A 17,399-nucleotide genomic window follows, 5' to 3' on the forward strand; every position below is an offset into this window, starting at 1 on the left:
CGTGGAAAACTTTTTTGACTCACAACGGAAAAATGAAACCGATAGGGGGGCGTGTATCGTATATAGGTGATCGATTTTCTTGTTTAAGAGAAATCTGTCACCCGTACACCTGTTATGATATACTAACTATTATTATCTAGTCTTAATTCCGAGTTGCTGGCGATTAGGACGAGACGGCGGTGGCCAGTTGATGAGAAAAAGCAAGAAAGACAGACAGGAAACGTTAAAAAAAACAATTGATGAGAATCCGTTTATTACTGATGATGAACTGGCAAAGAAGTTTTCGGTCAGTGTACAGACGATTCGCCTTGATCGGATGGAACTATCTATCCCTGAGCTCAGGGAGCGGATTAAACACGTCGCCAAACGGCAATTCGATGATGTTAAAGCACTTCATAAAGAAGAAGTGATTGGAGATATCCTTGATTTGCAGTTGGATACAAGTGCCATTTCGATTCTTGAGATTACCCCTGATTTTGTTTTTTCAAGAACAGGTATCGCACGCGGACATCATTTGTTTGCACAGGCCAATTCGCTTGCTGTAGCAGTGATTAATGACGCATTGGCACTGACATCGAAAGCTGAAATTCAATTTATGCGGCCGGTAAGATCCGGTGAACGCGTGGTCGCGAAAGCCAAGGTCATGCGTAAGGAACGGGTGCGGACAATCGTTGAAGTAAATAGCTATTCTGGTCGGGATCATGTTTTTAAAGGTGTATTTACGATGTTTCGTGCGCACGGAGGAAAAGAGCGGGTGGAAGGGTAAGCGGTCGGCTGCTCTTTCGCTTGTTTTGCCGTGATGAATTATTTCTCGTGGAGGTTGATGTGTTGTGAGTAAGATTGCATTTGTTTTTCCAGGACAAGGATCACAGTCAGTGGGTATGGGTGCCGATTTGCTGGATGTTTATCCAGAAGCTAAATCGATGTTTGAAGCTGCTGACAAGCGTTTATCTTTTCCATTAACCGAGCTGATTATGAGCGGTTCTGATGATCAATTAAAAAAAACTGAGAATACGCAACCGGCACTGCTGACTGTAAGTGCGGTGCTGTATACATTGCTGGAAAAGCAAGGCATTAAGCCGGATTACTTAGCCGGTCACAGTCTAGGGGAATACAGTGCGCTGTTTGCCGGCGGAGTTCTTGGATTTGAGGACGCCGTGCATGCGGTAAGAGAACGTGGACGGTTAATGGAGGCAGCTGTACCTGCAGGTCAAGGAACAATGGCAGCCGTTTTAGGACTTGATGCAAATCAATTATCCACCCTTTGTGCCGATGTATCAAAAGCAGGAGAATCCGTACAAACGGCGAATATTAACTGTCCGGGACAAATTGTCATTTCGGGAACGGTTTCAGGCGTTGAGCAAGCGTCCAAACGTGCAACTGAAGCCGGCGCTCGTCGCGTCGTTCCCCTTTCAGTAAGCGGTCCCTTTCACTCTGCTTTAATGAAACCGGCAGCCGAAAAAATGCGTGTCGTTTTGGACCAGCTTCCGGTTCAGAATGCGAAGATCGCTGTTATTGCAAACAGCACCGCTAAAGAAGAATCGGAAGCGGATGAGATTCGTAATCATTTAATCGAACAGATCTATTCACCGGTTCGCTGGACGGAAAGCGTTGAGCGGCTGATTGAATTGGGCGTTGACACATTTGTTGAAGTCGGTCCTGGAAAAGTACTTTCCGGTTTAATTCGTAAGATTAATCGTAAAGCAACGGTCATCCAAGTTAATGACGTTCAAAGCTTGCAAAATGCAGTTGAACAACTGAAGGAGCGTGTATCATAAACATGGCACTTGAAGGAAAGGTTGCCCTTGTCACCGGAGCCTCTAGAGGTATTGGTAGAGCAATTGCGTTGAAGCTTGCGCAACTCGGTGCTTCTGTAGTTGTCAATTATTCAGGAAGCAAAACAAGGGCGGAGGACGCAGCAGCAGAAATCCGCAATACCGGCTGCGAAGCGCTCGTCTGGCAATGTGACATATCCGATGAGCAAGCTGTTCAAAAAATGATAAAGGCAGCGATAGAGCACTTTGGAAAGATCGATATCCTCGTCAATAATGCAGGAATCACGCGCGACGGATTGTTGATGCGCATGAAGGAAGAGGATTGGGATGCTGTTTTGAATACCAATTTAAAAGGTGTATTTTTAACAACAAAAGCGGCTATTCGACCAATGATGCGCCAAAAACAGGGAAGAATTATTAACATAGCTTCTGTCGTCGGCATTTTAGGAAATGCCGGACAAGCAAACTATGTTGCCGCAAAAGCGGGCGTCATTGGTTTAACCAAATCTACAGCGCGAGAAGTCGCGTCTCGTGGGATAACGGTTAATGCCGTCGCACCTGGTTTTATCGTAACGGACATGACGGATCAATTGCCTGAAGAAGTAAAAGACAAGATGAAACAGGAGATTCCGCTTGGCAAACTTGGCACGCCGGAGGATGTCGCTAATGTAGTCGCCTTCCTTGCATCAGAAGACAGCAAATACATGACGGGGCAAACATTAAGTATTGACGGCGGTATGTCAATGCAATAAAATAATTGAGGTATGCTTTAAAAAAAGAGGCTTGGGCAACAGAAGAAATGTCGCACTGAAAGAAACTGCAGATGTTTTCCAGGTGGAAGATGCCCCTCGAGAGGAGGTGAAGACATGGCAGCAGAAGATGTTTTGACACGTGTCAAGAAGATCGTTGTCGATCGATTGGGTGTAGACGAAGCAGACGTGAAGACGGAAGCTTCATTTAAAGAAGATCTCGACGCAGATTCACTTGACATTGTAGAACTTGTCATGGAACTTGAAGATGAATTTAATTTGGAAATCTCCGATGAAGATGCGGAAAAGATTCAAACCGTCGGTGACGTCGTATCTTACATAGAGAACCATAAATCCTGAGATTCTCTAAACCCATGGGTCCCGTTTTTATAAATCCGTTTATAAGGGCGGGACTTCTTATTTTTTATTGAATTGGGAAGAATGGATTTTGCGTTTGTTATCGGAGGTGATGTGTGTGCCAAGTTCAAAAAAAGAACTGAGCCACGAAAAAGAAGTAACGAAAAGGTTGCATCATTTTCTTGATGATTTTTCCTTTTCCTTTCAAAATGAAACACTATTAAAACAAGCATTTACTCATTCATCTTATGTGAATGAGCACCGTCGAGAGTCTCAGGATGATTACGAGCGACTCGAATTTCTTGGGGATGCGGTATTAGAACTTTTGATTTCGCAGCATTTATTTAAGAATTATCCTGAATTGTCTGAGGGAGATATGACAAAACTTCGCGCTGCAATCGTCTGCGAAACGGGCTTGTTTCAATTTGCCTCTTCACTTTCCTTTGAAGAAATGATTTTCCTTGGCAGAGGTGAGGAAGTAACCGGGGGAAGAAAGCGTCCGTCGTTGCTTGCGGATGTATTCGAAGCATTTGTTGGCGCTCTATATCTCGATCAGGGACTTCAAGAGGTTGAGCGGTTTTTAGAGAAAGTCGTTTATCCAAGAATCAGCGACGGTTCTTTTTCCCATGTGATGGATTACAAGAGTCAGCTTCAAGAAACCGTTCAACGAAAAAATCTTGGTGAACTGGATTATGAACTGATTTCAGAAAAAGGCCCGGCCCATCATCGCGAGTTTACGTCCCATGTGTTGCTCAATAGCGAAGTGATCGGGAAGGGAAAGGGACATTCAAAGAAAGACTCGGAGCAGAGCGCGGCATCAAAGGCGCTGAGAAATCTCGCCGAGTAACAAAAGCAGCCGGGAGACTTCGGCTGCTTTTGTTACAGGATAAGCGAGAATCGGGTATGATCAAAGGAGCAAATGATTGTGAGTCCAACTCGCCCTGTCACATGGAAGAAAGAAGCAGATTGAAAAGAAAAAGAAATGAAGATGAATGACGGAATGAAACGGAGGGATTGAGATGTTCCTCAAACGATTGGATGTCTCAGGTTTTAAATCGTTTGCCAATAAGACAACGGTTGCATTTGTTCCAGGCGTGACTGCAGTTGTCGGGCCGAACGGAAGCGGGAAAAGCAATATTACTGAAGCAATCCGCTGGGTGCTTGGGGAGCAGTCGGCTAAATCTCTGCGCGGATCGAAAATGGAAGATATCATTTTTTCAGGAAGCGATGCAAAAAAAGCGGTTAATATGGCTGAGGTTACCCTTACTCTAGAGAATAGTGATCGCTATATTCCAATGGATTACAGCGAAATTAGTGTGACACGCAGAGTTTTCCGGTCGGGGGAAAGCGAATTTCAACTCAACCGCCAAAGCTGCCGCCTAAAGGATATTGTTGACTTGTTCATGGATTCCGGATTAGGTAAAGAAGCTTATTCAGTGATCGGTCAAGGAAAAATTGACGAAATACTAAATAGTAAAGCCGATGAGAAGCGGCGCATTTTTGAAGAAGCATCAGGTGTACTTAAATATAAGTTACGCAAGCAAGCGGCAGAAAAACAACTCAATGAATCCGAAGACAGCTTGAATCGTGTTGAGGATATTTTGCATGAATTAGCGGAACGACTCGATCCTCTTGAACAACAAGCATCTGTAGCCAAGGATTATTTAGCGAAAAAAAGCGAGCTTGAAGAGGTCGATATTGCGCTGCTCGCTCATGATATTGAAACGCTTCACAATGAATGGACACAAACAAAGCAGCAGGTTGACGAATTAAAGACAAAAAAAGAATCGTTAAGTACTGAAATCGACCAGCATGATCAAATGTATCGAGACAATCGCATCGCCCTCGAGCAAATTGATCGAACGATTGAAGCGAAGCAAACCGCATGGGCAGAAGCAGGTGAACAACTGGAAAAGCTGCTTGGAAACCGGCAAGTATTAAATGAACGGAATAAACATGCACAAAGCAGTGCTGAAGAATTGAATGAGCGGATCGCCCGGTTAACGGAACAATTAGCATGCGAAAAAGAACATGTAAAAGAGGCTTTTGCAAAGGATCAACAAGAAGCATCGATTCAGAAAGAACTTCAGAAGCAGCTGTCTGAAAAACAAAAAAAGTTTCATGGCTTTGCGCAAAATTTAGATGAACGAATCGAGAAACTGAAAAGCGACTATATTGAAATCCTGAATGAACAAGCATCGATGCGCAACGAGCGCCGCTACCTAACGGACCAAATCGAATCTTTAAAGACGAAAAAAACGCGCATTCAAACGAATACTGAAGAAGTAAAGAAGGTCGCTGAACAAGCAGGGAATCGAAAGAAGGCACTTGTTGAGAAACTGGAAGCGATACAAAAAAATGGGAAACAGCTGCAAGCGGACTATGAGCTGTATCAAGCGCGACTTGACAAAGGGCAAAAACGCTACGCGAAAGAGCGTGACGCCGTGGAACAAATCAGCCGGTTTATTGATCAGGCAAAGTCGCGCCGGGAACTGCTCGAATCCTTAAAAGACGACTATGCCGGCTATTACCAAGGCGTCAAAGTGGTCCTAAAGAACCGCAAACGCCTTTCGGGTATTCATGGCGCCGTAGCTGAATTAATTCAGGTGAAGAAAGCACATAGTACTGCTATTGAGACGGCATTAGGCGGTTCTTCACAAAATGTTGTGGTTGCAGATGAAGCGGCGGGCAGGCAGGCGATACAATTCCTTCGGCGCAACAAATCCGGCCGTGCAACCTTTTTGCCCTTGTCGGTGATTCGCCCGAAATCAATTGGCCGGTCAGAGCACGCAAATCTGCAACAAATCGATGCCTTCATTGGTTCGGGTTCGGATCTTGTAACTTGCGCGCCGCAGTACCAAAAAATTATTGACTTTTTACTCGGAACGGTCATTATTTCAAAAAATTTGGAGGGCGCAAATCAGATCGCCCGGCATGTGAATTATCGTTATCGAATTGTGACCTTGGAAGGCGATGTTGTTTCGCCAGGAGGTGCGATGACCGGGGGGAGCGCGAAACAGCGGCAAGGAAGTTTGATCGGCAGAAGTACGGAACTTGATGAACTCAGCCGTCAAATTAAAGAAATGACTGAGAAAAGAGCCCAATTACATAAAGATTTCTCAGAACTTAAAAATCAAATGGCAGCCGATGAACTTGAAACAAATAAAATTCGTGCACAGCTGCAGAAGGTATTGGATCAGTATCGTGAGATCGAGGTTCAGAAACGAGAAGCAGAAGCAGAAGAAAAAGCAGGACAAGAAAAATACCACTTGCTGACTAGAGAGAATGGCGACTTCAATTTGGAACATGAGAAAGTCAATGCTCGGTTAGCTGAAATTGACCAATTGTCTGTCGAATACGAAAAAAAAGGTACTGATCTTACAGCAGAGATTAGCAGCTTGACAAAGAGCCGTGAAGATATTGATTCCTCAAAAGAGGCCTTGCAGTCGGAAATTACGGCGCTTAAAGTGAAACTTGCGGAACAGATTCAGATTGCAGCACATCAAAAAGAACGCGCCGCACAATCAAAGGCTAAAGTGGACGAACTTGAGGCATCGATTGAAGCGTTGCGTGCATCGGTACAAGGGATCGATTCTGAACTGGCCGATCAGCACATAGATGAAGATAAACTAAAACAACGTATCGCCACCGCAAAAGAAGCAAAAACAGCTCTGGCTGATGAATTAACGTCGATGCGCAAAGACCGCGAAGTACGTCAGAGGGCGCTTGCGGATGACGAGACAATGATCGCAAGCCGGCGGGATACACTGAATCGAATCACTGCGTTATATCAAGAAAAGAATGTAAGTCTCGGTCGAATGGATGTTCAACTGGATCATCTTTTAGATACATTAAGAGATGAGTACGAACTTACGATCGAAGCTGCAAAAGAAAAATACACATTAACGATGGATGTTTCCGAAGCGCGCAAAAAAGTCAAACTGATTAAACGGGCGATTGAGGAGCTTGGGACAGTCAATATTGGCGCCATTGAAGAACATCGAGCAGTTCAGGAGCGGCATCAGTTTTTGACCAGTCAGAGAGACGATCTGTTGAAAGCGCGGGAGACGCTGAACCATGTGATGACTGAGATGGATCAAGTGGTTGAACAACGTTTCACAGAAACCTTCACACAGATTCGTAAACATTTCCGAAGCGTCTTTCAAGAACTGTTCGGCGGTGGGCGCGCTGATCTTCAGTTGATTGCTCCTGAGGATATGCTGAATAGCGGCGTCGATATTCTTGCTGAACCGCCTGGCAAAAAGCTGCAGAGACTCTCGCTGCTCTCAGGCGGTGAGCGCGCACTAACCGCGATTGCTCTTCTTTTTGCCATTTTAAAGGTTCGTCCGGTACCTTTTTGTGTCTTAGATGAAGTGGAAGCAGCACTTGATGATGCTAATGTGGACCGCTATGCCGCATTTCTGAAAAAGTTCAGTGCCGAAACACAATTTATCGTGGTGACGCACAGACACGGGACAATGGAACGCTCTGATGTGCTCTACGGCGTTACGATGCAGGAGTCCGGCGTATCGCGGCTTGTTTCGGTACGCTTGGAAGATACGGAGGAATTACTTACAGTGGGAAGCTAACACGTTTTGGCACGCGTTGCATAAAGCACGCATATAACGAGGAGGAGTAAAGATGGACTTCTTTAATAAACTGAAAGATAAATTAACAGGAAAAAGCACAGCGATGAACGACAAGTTCAAGGATGGATTAACGAAAACAAGGAAAACATTCGCAGAGCGCATGAATCAGCTTGTCAAAAGATATCGCAAGGTTGATGAAGACTTCTTCGATGAGCTGGAAGAAGTACTCATTGAATCCGATGTTGGTATGAATACGGTAATGGATTTAGTGGATCGGCTCAAAGACGAATCGCGCTCACGCAACATTAAAGATACGGACAAATTGAAGGATGTTATTGTTGAAGTTCTTGCTGAGTTCCTGGCAAGAGACAACGAAGAAACCAAACTCAACATTAATCCGAACGGTTTGACGGTGATCCTTGTGGTCGGTGTAAATGGCGCGGGAAAAACGACCACAGTTGGCAAACTCGCCGGACGATTGAAAGATGAGGGAAAACATGTGCTGCTTGCTGCTGCCGATACATTCAGGGCAGGAGCAATTGAGCAGCTTCAAGTTTGGGGCGACCGAACCGGTATTGATGTCATTAAGCATCAAGAAGGATCCGATCCGGCATCGGTTGTCTATGATGCCATGCAGGCAGCGAAGTCGCGAAACGTCGATGTGCTTATCTGCGACACGGCCGGAAGATTGCAAAATAAAGTGAATTTAATGAAGGAACTTGAAAAAATTAAACGCGTCATTACACGAGAGTGCCCCGGAGCGCCGCACGAAGTACTTCTCGTGCTGGATGCGACGACCGGGCAGAATGCATTAAGCCAAGCGAAACTTTTCCGCCAGGCTTCGGAGGTCACCGGAATTGCACTGACAAAGCTAGATGGAACAGCAAAAGGTGGCATTGTGCTTGCCATTCGTAATGAGATGGATATTCCGGTGAAATTAGTTGGGCTCGGCGAACAGCTGAATGATTTACAGACGTTTGATGCAGATGCTTTTCTTTATGGACTATTCTCGGAACTTTTTCAGAATGAGAACGAAGATACGGAAGACCAATAATCCACTCCTCATTAAGAAAACTTGACACGAATACGAAAAAACTGTATGATTTACCAGTAAAGTAAAAAGCCTTTACAGTCAAGGGGATTTGCTATGCTTGAGAAGGTTTTACGCGTTAACGCCCTATATGATTTTTATCAGCCGCTTCTCACCCCGAAACAACAGGAGTATCTCAATCTTTACTATCTCAATGATTTTTCTCTTGGGGAAATTGCGGAAAAAAGTCAAGTAACGAGACAAGCTGTTCATGACAACTTAAAACGGGCGGAACATGCTCTCGAAGCGTTTGAGGAAAAACTTGGGTTATTTCACAAACATGAGGTTCGCCTTTCCGTAATTTCAGAAATGAGAGCACTATCCGGTCATTTAAATAGTGAAGAACGTGAAAAACTAGATTCTTTTCTCAGTGAACTGGAGAATTTAGATTAGGATGTGAGAAGTATGGCATTTGAAAGTCTTTCGGACAGATTACAAGCGACGATGAAGAAGATTCGCGGCAGAGGCAAAGTCTCCGAGAATGATGTCAAACAAATGATGCGTGAAATACGCCTTGCACTTCTTGAAGCCGATGTCAATTTTAAGGTTGTAAAAACCTTTATTAAAAAGGTTCAAGAGCGGGCGGTTGGTCAGGAAATTATGAAAAGTCTGACCCCGGGTCAGCAGATCATAAAAGTCGTTCAAGAAGAACTTACCGAGCTGATGGGCGGCGAGCAGACCAAACTGAACTTTTCTTTGAAACCGCCAACGGTGCTTCTCTTTGTTGGCCTTCAGGGGGCAGGTAAAACGACCTCTGCAGCAAAACTTGCCAACCATATTCGAAAGAACAATAATAAAAAGCCGTTGATGATTGCAGCAGATATCTATCGTCCTGCAGCGATAAAGCAGTTACAGACGTTAGGGTCACAGTTGAACATTCCGGTATTTTCACTTGGCGATCAAGTCAATCCGGTTGATATTGTTCGTCAAGGTATGGATCAGGCAAGAGCGGATCACAATGATTTGGTGATCATTGACACTGCCGGTCGACTTCACATCGATGAAGGCTTAATGAATGAACTGGAACAGATTAAGGAAGTCAGTCATCCAGATGAAGTTTTTCTTGTCGTTGATGCGATGACCGGACAGGATGCTGTGAACGTTGCCCGTGCGTTCAATGATCGTTTGGATATCACAGGGGTCATTATGACCAAACTTGATGGTGATACACGTGGCGGGGCAGCTTTATCGATTCGCTCAGTCACCGGTAAGCCGATTAAGTTCGTCGGTATGGGCGAGAAGATGGATGCACTTGAACCTTTTCATCCGGATCGCATGGCTTCGCGGATTCTTGGTATGGGCGATGTGCTCTCGCTGATTGAAAAAGCTCAGGCAACAATTGATGAAGAAAAAGCACGCGATATGCAGCAAAAGCTGCTCTCGGTGAGCTTTACGCTTGACGATTTTCTTGAGCAAATTGGTCAGGTTCGTACTATGGGACCACTCGAAGATCTGCTTGCGATGATGCCTGGAGCAAATAAGTTCAAAGGCATGAAAAACATGCAGATTGACGAGAAAAAGATTGATCAGACAGAGGCCATTATCCGTTCCATGACCTCCCATGAGAAAACGGAGCCGGAGATTATTAATGCAAGCCGCAAAAAGCGGATTGCGCTCGGGAGCGGGACCTCTGTCGCTGATGTCAATCGCCTGCTCAAACAGTTCAAGGACATGAAAAAAATGATGAAACAGTTTATGGGCAAGGCAAAAGGCAAGAAACGCAATCCTTTTAATTTACCATTTATGTAAGTCCATTAAATTTGATTAAAATTAGGAGTTGTTCGATTATGTCAGTTAAAATTCGTCTCAAACGCATGGGTGCTAAGAAGCGTCCTTTCTACAGAGTTGTTGTTGCAGATTCACGTTCACCTCGTGACGGCCGTTTTATCGAAGAAATCGGTACGTACAATCCGGTAGCAACACCGAAATCGTTCACGGTTGATGAAGAAAAAGCACTGGATTGGCTGCAAAAAGGTGCTCAACCGTCGGACACGGTGCGCAATCTGTTCTCTAAGGAAGGGCTTATGGAGAAATTCCACCTTTCGAAACTACAAAAATAATGATTGAGGGCGGCAGATGAATGGAAGAGTTAATTAAAGCCATTGTATTTCCGCTCATTGATGATCATGAACATGTTCAGATTAAGAAACGGGTAACGCCGGATCATGGTACTACTACCTATGTGCTTACAGTTGCCAAACAGGACATGGGAAGGATTATCGGTAAACACGGTCAAGTTGCTGAGGCCGTGAGATCAATCATTTCCGCGGTTGGCAATGCGAACGGTATAAAAACCCGTTTCTTAATCCGAGAATAACCAAGAAAAAGAGAAGGGGAATGAGCCCTTCTCTTTTTCGCCATACATAACCCCGCAGCATTATACCCAAGGAGGCTCATCAATGGCTGATCAGTGGCTTTATGTCGGAAAAATTGTTAACACGCAGGGAATCCGTGGTGAGGTGCGTGTAATCAGCGCGACCGATTTTGCGGACGAACGCTATGCAAAAGGTGCTACGCTCTATGTACGCGATCAGAAAAACGGTGATTATAAGCCGCTGAAGGTAAGCAATTACCGGAAACACAAACAATTTGATTGTTTGAAATTTGAAGGCCTTCCATCGATTAATGATGTAGAAAAGTATAAAGGGTGCTCACTGTTTGTAACAGAAGCACAATTATCTGAGCTTGAGGAAGGCGACTTTTATTATCATCAAATCATCGGTATGGACGTAATCACCGATACAGGAAAAGAACTGGGAACCATTAAAGAGATTCTGTCTCCAGGTGCCAATGATGTCTGGGTTGTGGATACCGGTGCAGCGGATGTTTTAATTCCTTATATTCGTGATGTTGTGAGACGAGTCGATCTGAAAACGAAAAAAGTGATCGTTCACTTAATCCCGGGGTTGATTGACCATGAAGATTGACATCCTTTCCCTTTTTCCAGAAATGTTTGACGGTGTCTTGCAAAGCTCAATCATCGGTAAAGCAGCGGAAAAAGGTGCTGTTTCTTTTAGGGTAACAAATTTCAGAGATTTCACGACGAACAAACATAATAAGGTTGACGACTACCCGTTTGGCGGCGGAGCAGGTATGGTTTTGATGCCGCAACCACTGTTTGACGCCGTTGATGCGGTATGCAGTAAGCAATGTGCAAAACCGCGCATTATTTTAACCTCGCCACAGGGCAAACCGTTTAAGCAACGCGATGCAGAGTTGCTTTCAAAGGAGTCTGGCCTTATTTTTATTTGTGGTCATTATGAAGGCTTTGATGAGCGAATTCCGCAACACTTGGCAACCGATGAATATTCGATTGGGGACTTTGTGATGACCGGCGGTGAACTTGCAGCAATGGCCATGATCGATAGTGTTGTTCGTCTGCTTCCTGGAGTACTGGGAAATGATACATCGGCAGTAACAGACTCATTTTCCACCGGCTTATTAGAGCATCCGCATTATACCCGGCCGGCCGATTTTCGAGGAATGAAAGTCCCTGATCTTCTGCTTTCGGGGAATCATGAAAAGATTGCGGAATGGCGCTTAAAAGAATCCCTTCGCCGAACCTATGAACGAAGGCCGGATCTGCTTGAAGGCCTCAGTTTAACCGATCAAGAAGAAAAATGGCTGCGCGCATGGAAAAAAGATGCTGATCATAGGTAACCGATTCATTGGTACAAAAAAGCTTGCAACTAATCTTTTAATTATGTTATGATTGAATGCGTGGCAATTGCCAGTGAATACGATGTTCCGCTGTGTTCTATAAGGATGCATGAGCATTTGTACGGAAGGAGGACATTCCTCATGTCTCATATTATTGATGAAATTACCAAAGAACAACTGCGTTCAGATCTCCCGGATTTTCGTCCTGGCGATACGCTCAAAGTGCACGTAAAGATTGTTGAAGGTTCACACGAACGTATTCAGGTCTTTGAAGGTGTTGTGATCAAACGTCATGGCAGCGGCATTAGCGCAACGTTTACCGTACGTAAGATTTCTTACGGTGTCGGTGTTGAGCGTGCGTTCCCGGTGAACTCGCCGAAGATCGATAAGATCGAAGTCGTTCGTCATGGTAAAGTACGTCGTGCGAAGTTGTACTATCTGCGTGCTCTGCGTGGTAAAAAAGCACGTATTAAGAGCAGATAAGCGATTTGAACGTCAAAGTACACAGAAACAAAAAGGAGAGGCTTGGGGTGACCGGGCCTCTTCGTTTTTTTTACAAGATAAGAAACTAAAGGAAATGTAGATTGGAGGATTGTGTGATGTCTATTCAATGGTATCCAGGCCATATGGCCAAAGCGAAGCGGCAGATGATTGAGAAAATCAAGCAAATCGATGTTGTGATCGAACTGGTTGACAGCCGGGTCCCAATGTCTTCAAGAAATCCACTCGTAGACGAAATTGCATCAGGGAAACCGAGACTTTTGCTGATGAATAAAATCGATATGGCGGATCGACGTGCAACGAAGGCATGGCAGAATTATTTTGAAGATCATGGTTTAAAAGTTCATTTAGTGAACAGTCAAACCGGACAAGGCGTTTCCATGATTCCAGAAGCTGTCCGTCAGTTGACTGCTGCAAGGAGGAAGAAGTTGGAGGATAAAGGCTTCCGTCCACATGCAGATCGCGCCTTGATTTTAGGTATTCCTAATGTTGGGAAATCGACCTTGATTAACCGTCTTGCTGGAAAAAGGATCGCGAAAATTGGCGATCGTCCAGGGGTAACAACAGCTCAACAATGGATTAAGGTTGGAAAGACAATGGAGCTGCTGGATACACCGGGGATATTATGGCCGAAATTTGATGATCCGCAAGTTGGCCTCCGTCTTGCGGCAACCGGTGCAATTAAGGAGGAATTGCTTGATTTTCAAGAAATTGCGTTCTTCCTCATAAAAACAATGCTCGTTCATTATCGCGAAGCTTTCGCAAAGCGTTTTCAACTAGCCGATCTTCCTGAACTTGACGGAGTGGACGATCAGGACCTAATTGTTAAGGTGTTTGATCAGATTGGCAAAAAAAGAGGTTGTTTAATGAGCGGCGGTATAATTAATTATGATCGCGTCTCTGAGCTGATTATTCGCGATTTTAGAGGACAAAAAATTGGACCGTTAACGCTAGAATGGCCGTGAACGGTGCCTAAAGTGCTAAATAGATAGGCAACTGCGTCCGATATAGAGAATACAGGGGAAGAAGATAAATGAGACGAATGACGATTGCTGAACTTAAAACGAGATTGTCGGATGGTGTTAGTCTAAATGAAGAGGAGCAGCAACAGCTTCGTGCCGATTCGCGTGCGGGTGTCCAAAGGCTCTTGGTTAAATGGGAGAAGAAACGCGCACATCTGCAAGCCCTCGTTGAACGGTACCATCAAATGAATCACTTTGAGAACGAAGCCCGGCTGGCTGGTGCGCAACGTGTTGCCGGTATTGATGAGGCAGGTCGCGGTCCGCTGGCCGGCCCGGTTGTGGCAGCCTGCGTTGTGCTCAAACCTGAGACGGTGATTCCGGGAATAAACGATTCAAAACAACTCACTGCGGCAAAACGGGACTTCCTATACGACCAAATACGTGGATCTGCAGCGTTTTATGGGATCGGAATTGTATCGGCTCGGGAGATCGATGAAATCAATATTTATCAAGCCGCAAAAAAAGCAATGGTACGGGCAGTTAAGCAAATGGATCACCAGCCGGATCATTTACTGATCGATGCAATGGAGCTTCCGCTAGACGTTCCGCAAACGTCACTGATCAAGGGTGACGCGCGCAGCAACTCTATTGCAGCAGCGTCCATTCTGGCTAAAGTAACGCGGGATCGTCTGATGTGTGAGCTTGATTCCGTTTATCCCGGATACGATTTCGCATCTCATAAAGGATATGGAACAAAAGCTCATTTAAAAGCAATCGAGCGCTTAGGCACATGTCCGGAACACCGAATGACCTTTGCGCCGCTTAAATCGTGAACATGTCTATGAGAAGGTGATTGTGTGAACTTCCAGCCTTATGCAATCAGTCAAAGCCAAATGATCGGTGCCTATGCTCCGGAACAAATACTGCGCGGCAAGGTTCTCGAACTGCTTCCCGACCGAACAGCGATTGTCCGGCTTGGTGCGAAGCAAATCGTGGCAAAAGTTGCAGCTGTTGAACCGCCATTGGAAATGGGAAAAGAATACTTATTTCAGCTTCTGCAAAAGACAAATGAAGTGCGCGCGAAGCTGGTTGCGCACGCACCTTCTGCATCGGTTACGGAATATATACATAATGCAGCTGATTCGGTTGCTCAGGCCCTCGACTTGAAAAACGATGCATTGACCCGAAAAATTGTTCAATTCTTTCTCGAGCACAACATGCCGGTCTCGCGAGAACCGATTCAGAATGCGAGTGCGTTATTATCGATGAGTCGGAACTTAGCATCAGACTTGCAAGCGATTCGCTGGCTGCAGCAGAAGCAGCTGCCGCTTTCAGAATCCTTTTTTAAGGCTGCGCAGGCATTGTCAGGGCCAGATCCGATACAGACACAGCTCAATCAGTTGATGCAAAGGATTGAGCAGACGCACTCAGAGCATCCATCCATCCAAAAGTTGAAAGCAACGCTACATTCTTTTATCGACTTCTTTCCGGAACAGGCGAGTGCAAGACTCCTGCATCAAATTGGTGCTGAGAAGAGCGGTGCGCTGTTAAGGGAGTATCTGTCCGCGCACATAGACACCGTTCACTCAAACGATCTTAGATCATCTGTCGCTGCATTTATCGATGGAGCCAATGATCCTCAAGCACTTGCTGCGCTGTTAAGCAAGACGGGTCTGAGGCAATCCCCACAACAATTTTCCGAAAATTTTTTCACATTTGTCACAGAACATTCAGAAATTAAACCACAGCTTCATACAGGTGAAGGGGAAAACTTATTTTTCACGATGCTTAAGAAATTGGGATTCGACTACGAATTTCGGATCGGTCAACAGCAAGAGGAGCAGACAAAAGGAAGCGGCTTGGCTTTGGATACCCTGAAGGGGCATTTGATTGCAGTTTCCCAAAATCAGACGATTCCACAATCCGTTCGGGAAACAGCGCAGATGATTGTTCAAAAGATTACCGGACAACAATTGCAGCTGGCAGCAGCTGATCCATTTGTTGCACAGTTTTCTTTACAGATTCCCGTTCCCCATAATCAATCGCTGACCGATGTGTCGGTCTATCTCGAAAGCAAACGGGACAGAAAAGGAAAACTGGACCCAGATTCATGCACCATTGCACTATTACTTGACTTAGCACATCTGAAAGAAACCCTGATCACGCTCCATAGTCAAAATCGTTCTTTATCAATTAATATACAAAATGATCACATGGATGTGCGCCCCTTTTTAAAAGCCAGAGAACCTGCGCTTAGCGAACGGCTCGCGGCGATGGGCTACCGATTGCTTTCCTTATCTCAGTCTGCCCAAGTTGATGAACAGCTAAAAAAAAGAGTAACCGAACCGCTCACTCAAACCACTTATCGTATGGATGTGAAAATATAATGGAACATTCTGAACGAAAAAAGAAAGCTGTTGCACTAAGCTATCAAAGAGGAGAAGATCAAGCGCCACGGGTCGTTGCTAAAGGAGATGATCAACAGGCGGAACGCATCATTATGGAGGCGAAACAGCATGATATTCCCATTCAAGAAGACCCAGAACTTGTCTCCGTTCTAGGGCAGCTCGACTTGGAACAGACGATTCCTCCTGAACTCTATCAAATCGTTGCGGAATTATTTGATTTCATCTATACTGTGGATGAACAAGTTTCAGAAAAAAAAGAATAACAAAATCGTTTGACCTTCGTTTCGACGGTAACTCGTTTCTTCCGTTCAGCTTTCCTCATGGCCGAATCGCTTACGTGATTTTGCTTAGCCCCCTCATCTTATTTGTTTCAACGTTTGTTGTACACTACTTTTTTGCATTGGAAGGTGTGTCCATGGATCATTTTACACGAGAATTAATTGTGCTCAATCATTGCCGCGGAGTAGGCAGAAAAATGATTTGGCGGCTGTTGCAACGAGACCCGGATTTAAGTCGATTCCGCAACTATTCAGCACGTGATATCCAGCGATTTTTCCATATATCCCAAGCAAAAGCAAATGTTTTTATTGACGATCTTCACCAGTTAGACCCCAAAAAACTGCTGTCAATGCTTCACGCGCAGCAGATTACCCCCATAACTTTTCACCATTCATCGTATCCTAAATTATTGAAGCATATTTTTGACCCGCCGTATTTAATCTATGCCAAAGGAAATATTTCGTTATTAAATGAAACAAAAATGCTAAGTGTCGTAGGTACGAGGCATCCGAGTCGTGAAGCGCTTCAGATTATCAACAAAATTGTCGTTCCGTTAATGAAAAGTGGATGGACGATTGTCAGCGGAATGGCAATGGGAATCGATGGTATGGCGCACCAGCAGGCATTGGCGCATCAAACGATTGCCGTGCTCGGTTCCGGATTGAACCACCCGTACCCAAGGCAGAACTGTCCCCTGTTCAAACAAATGTGTGCTTCGCAGCTTGTGATCAGTGAGTACCCACCTGATGCACGGCCGGAACGTTGGCGTTTTCCAGAACGAAATCGAATCATAAGCGGAATGACATTGGGAACATTAGTGATTGAGGCGAAAGAAAAGAGCGGTTCATTAATTACTGCTGATCAAGCCCTTGATCAAGGTCGTGATGTGTTTGCAGTTCCGGGTTCTATTTTTAAGGAAACATGTGGTGGAACGCATCGTCTAATTCAGCAAGGCGCGAAACTGGTCTGTGATTGGCAGGATATTATCCAGGAATTAACTTGGAGAATGGAGTAATTTTAAGAAAAGAG

General features: G+C 44.9%; 19 protein-coding genes. All 19 read left to right on the forward strand.

The window, feature by feature from the left end; all coding sequences use genetic code 11:
- Positions 1–190: 190 nt before the first annotated feature.
- The 19 genes from fapR to dprA all read left to right on the forward strand — a co-directional run bounded on the left by fapR (position 191) and on the right by dprA (position 17,385).
- Positions 191–766: a transcription factor FapR gene (fapR, locus tag SIN01_RS01045; protein WP_010023244.1), complete on the forward strand. Its 576-nt coding sequence runs from the start codon at positions 191–193 to the stop codon at positions 764–766.
- Between the two features lie 64 nt (positions 767–830).
- Positions 831–1,778 carry an ACP S-malonyltransferase gene (gene fabD, locus SIN01_RS01050; protein WP_010023243.1) on the forward strand — a complete coding sequence of 316 codons (948 nt, stop codon included), beginning with the start codon at positions 831–833 and terminating at the stop codon, positions 1,776–1,778.
- A 2-nt stretch (positions 1,779–1,780) separates the two neighbouring features.
- A complete protein-coding gene (gene fabG / locus SIN01_RS01055; RefSeq protein WP_010023242.1) occupies positions 1,781–2,527 on the forward strand; it encodes a 3-oxoacyl-[acyl-carrier-protein] reductase in 747 nt (248 codons plus the stop codon).
- Between the two features lie 114 nt (positions 2,528–2,641).
- Positions 2,642–2,884: an acyl carrier protein gene (gene acpP, locus SIN01_RS01060; RefSeq protein ID WP_010023240.1), complete on the forward strand. Its 243-nt coding sequence runs from the start codon at positions 2,642–2,644 to the stop codon at positions 2,882–2,884.
- Between the two features lie 115 nt (positions 2,885–2,999).
- Positions 3,000–3,728: a ribonuclease III gene (gene rnc, locus SIN01_RS01065; protein WP_010023238.1), complete on the forward strand. Its 729-nt coding sequence runs from the start codon at positions 3,000–3,002 to the stop codon at positions 3,726–3,728.
- A gap of 172 nt (positions 3,729–3,900) precedes the next feature.
- Positions 3,901–7,470: a chromosome segregation protein SMC gene (gene smc / locus SIN01_RS01070; protein WP_010023237.1), complete on the forward strand. Its 3,570-nt coding sequence runs from the start codon at positions 3,901–3,903 to the stop codon at positions 7,468–7,470.
- 52 nt (positions 7,471–7,522) lie between these two features.
- Positions 7,523–8,524 (forward strand): signal recognition particle-docking protein FtsY, encoded by a 1,002-nt coding sequence (gene ftsY / locus SIN01_RS01075; RefSeq protein ID WP_010023236.1) that lies wholly within the window; start codon positions 7,523–7,525, stop codon positions 8,522–8,524.
- Positions 8,525–8,617: 93 nt separating this feature from the next.
- Positions 8,618–8,953: a putative DNA-binding protein gene (locus SIN01_RS01080; protein WP_010023235.1), complete on the forward strand. Its 336-nt coding sequence runs from the start codon at positions 8,618–8,620 to the stop codon at positions 8,951–8,953.
- 12 nt (positions 8,954–8,965) lie between these two features.
- A complete protein-coding gene (gene ffh / locus SIN01_RS01085; protein WP_010023234.1) occupies positions 8,966–10,309 on the forward strand; it encodes a signal recognition particle protein in 1,344 nt (447 codons plus the stop codon).
- Between the two features lie 38 nt (positions 10,310–10,347).
- Positions 10,348–10,620: a 30S ribosomal protein S16 gene (gene rpsP, locus SIN01_RS01090; RefSeq protein WP_010023233.1), complete on the forward strand. Its 273-nt coding sequence runs from the start codon at positions 10,348–10,350 to the stop codon at positions 10,618–10,620.
- Between the two features lie 20 nt (positions 10,621–10,640).
- The gene (locus tag SIN01_RS01095; RefSeq protein ID WP_010023231.1) at positions 10,641–10,877 is read left to right on the forward strand and encodes a KH domain-containing protein; all 237 of its coding nucleotides are present in this window, start codon (positions 10,641–10,643) and stop codon (positions 10,875–10,877) included.
- An 82-nt stretch (positions 10,878–10,959) separates the two neighbouring features.
- A complete protein-coding gene (rimM, locus tag SIN01_RS01100; protein WP_047035358.1) occupies positions 10,960–11,487 on the forward strand; it encodes a ribosome maturation factor RimM in 528 nt (175 codons plus the stop codon).
- Complete coding sequence (gene trmD / locus SIN01_RS01105) at positions 11,477–12,220, forward strand: tRNA (guanosine(37)-N1)-methyltransferase TrmD (RefSeq protein ID WP_047035360.1); 744 nt, start codon at positions 11,477–11,479, stop codon at positions 12,218–12,220. The genes rimM and trmD overlap by 11 nt, the downstream gene beginning before the upstream one ends.
- A 141-nt stretch (positions 12,221–12,361) precedes the next feature.
- Positions 12,362–12,703: a 50S ribosomal protein L19 gene (gene rplS, locus SIN01_RS01110; RefSeq protein ID WP_010023499.1), complete on the forward strand. Its 342-nt coding sequence runs from the start codon at positions 12,362–12,364 to the stop codon at positions 12,701–12,703.
- Between the two features lie 116 nt (positions 12,704–12,819).
- The gene (ylqF, locus tag SIN01_RS01115; protein WP_010023500.1) at positions 12,820–13,686 is read left to right on the forward strand and encodes a ribosome biogenesis GTPase YlqF; all 867 of its coding nucleotides are present in this window, start codon (positions 12,820–12,822) and stop codon (positions 13,684–13,686) included.
- A gap of 68 nt (positions 13,687–13,754) precedes the next feature.
- Positions 13,755–14,516: a ribonuclease HII gene (gene rnhB / locus SIN01_RS01120; protein ID WP_047035362.1), complete on the forward strand. Its 762-nt coding sequence runs from the start codon at positions 13,755–13,757 to the stop codon at positions 14,514–14,516.
- 24 nt (positions 14,517–14,540) lie between these two features.
- The gene (locus SIN01_RS01125; RefSeq protein WP_010026554.1) at positions 14,541–16,070 is read left to right on the forward strand and encodes a flagellar hook-length control protein FliK; all 1,530 of its coding nucleotides are present in this window, start codon (positions 14,541–14,543) and stop codon (positions 16,068–16,070) included.
- Positions 16,070–16,354 (forward strand): EscU/YscU/HrcU family type III secretion system export apparatus switch protein, encoded by a 285-nt coding sequence (locus tag SIN01_RS01130; RefSeq protein ID WP_010026555.1) that lies wholly within the window; start codon positions 16,070–16,072, stop codon positions 16,352–16,354. The genes SIN01_RS01125 and SIN01_RS01130 overlap by 1 nt, the downstream gene beginning before the upstream one ends.
- Before the next feature lie 152 nt (positions 16,355–16,506).
- Positions 16,507–17,385 carry a DNA-processing protein DprA gene (gene dprA / locus SIN01_RS01135; RefSeq protein WP_010026556.1) on the forward strand — a complete coding sequence of 293 codons (879 nt, stop codon included), beginning with the start codon at positions 16,507–16,509 and terminating at the stop codon, positions 17,383–17,385.
- The last annotated feature ends 14 nt before the right edge of the window (positions 17,386–17,399 follow it).

This window comes from Sporolactobacillus inulinus (assembly GCF_006539285.1).
Classification (GTDB): Bacteria; Bacillota; Bacilli; order Bacillales; family Sporolactobacillaceae; genus Sporolactobacillus; species Sporolactobacillus inulinus.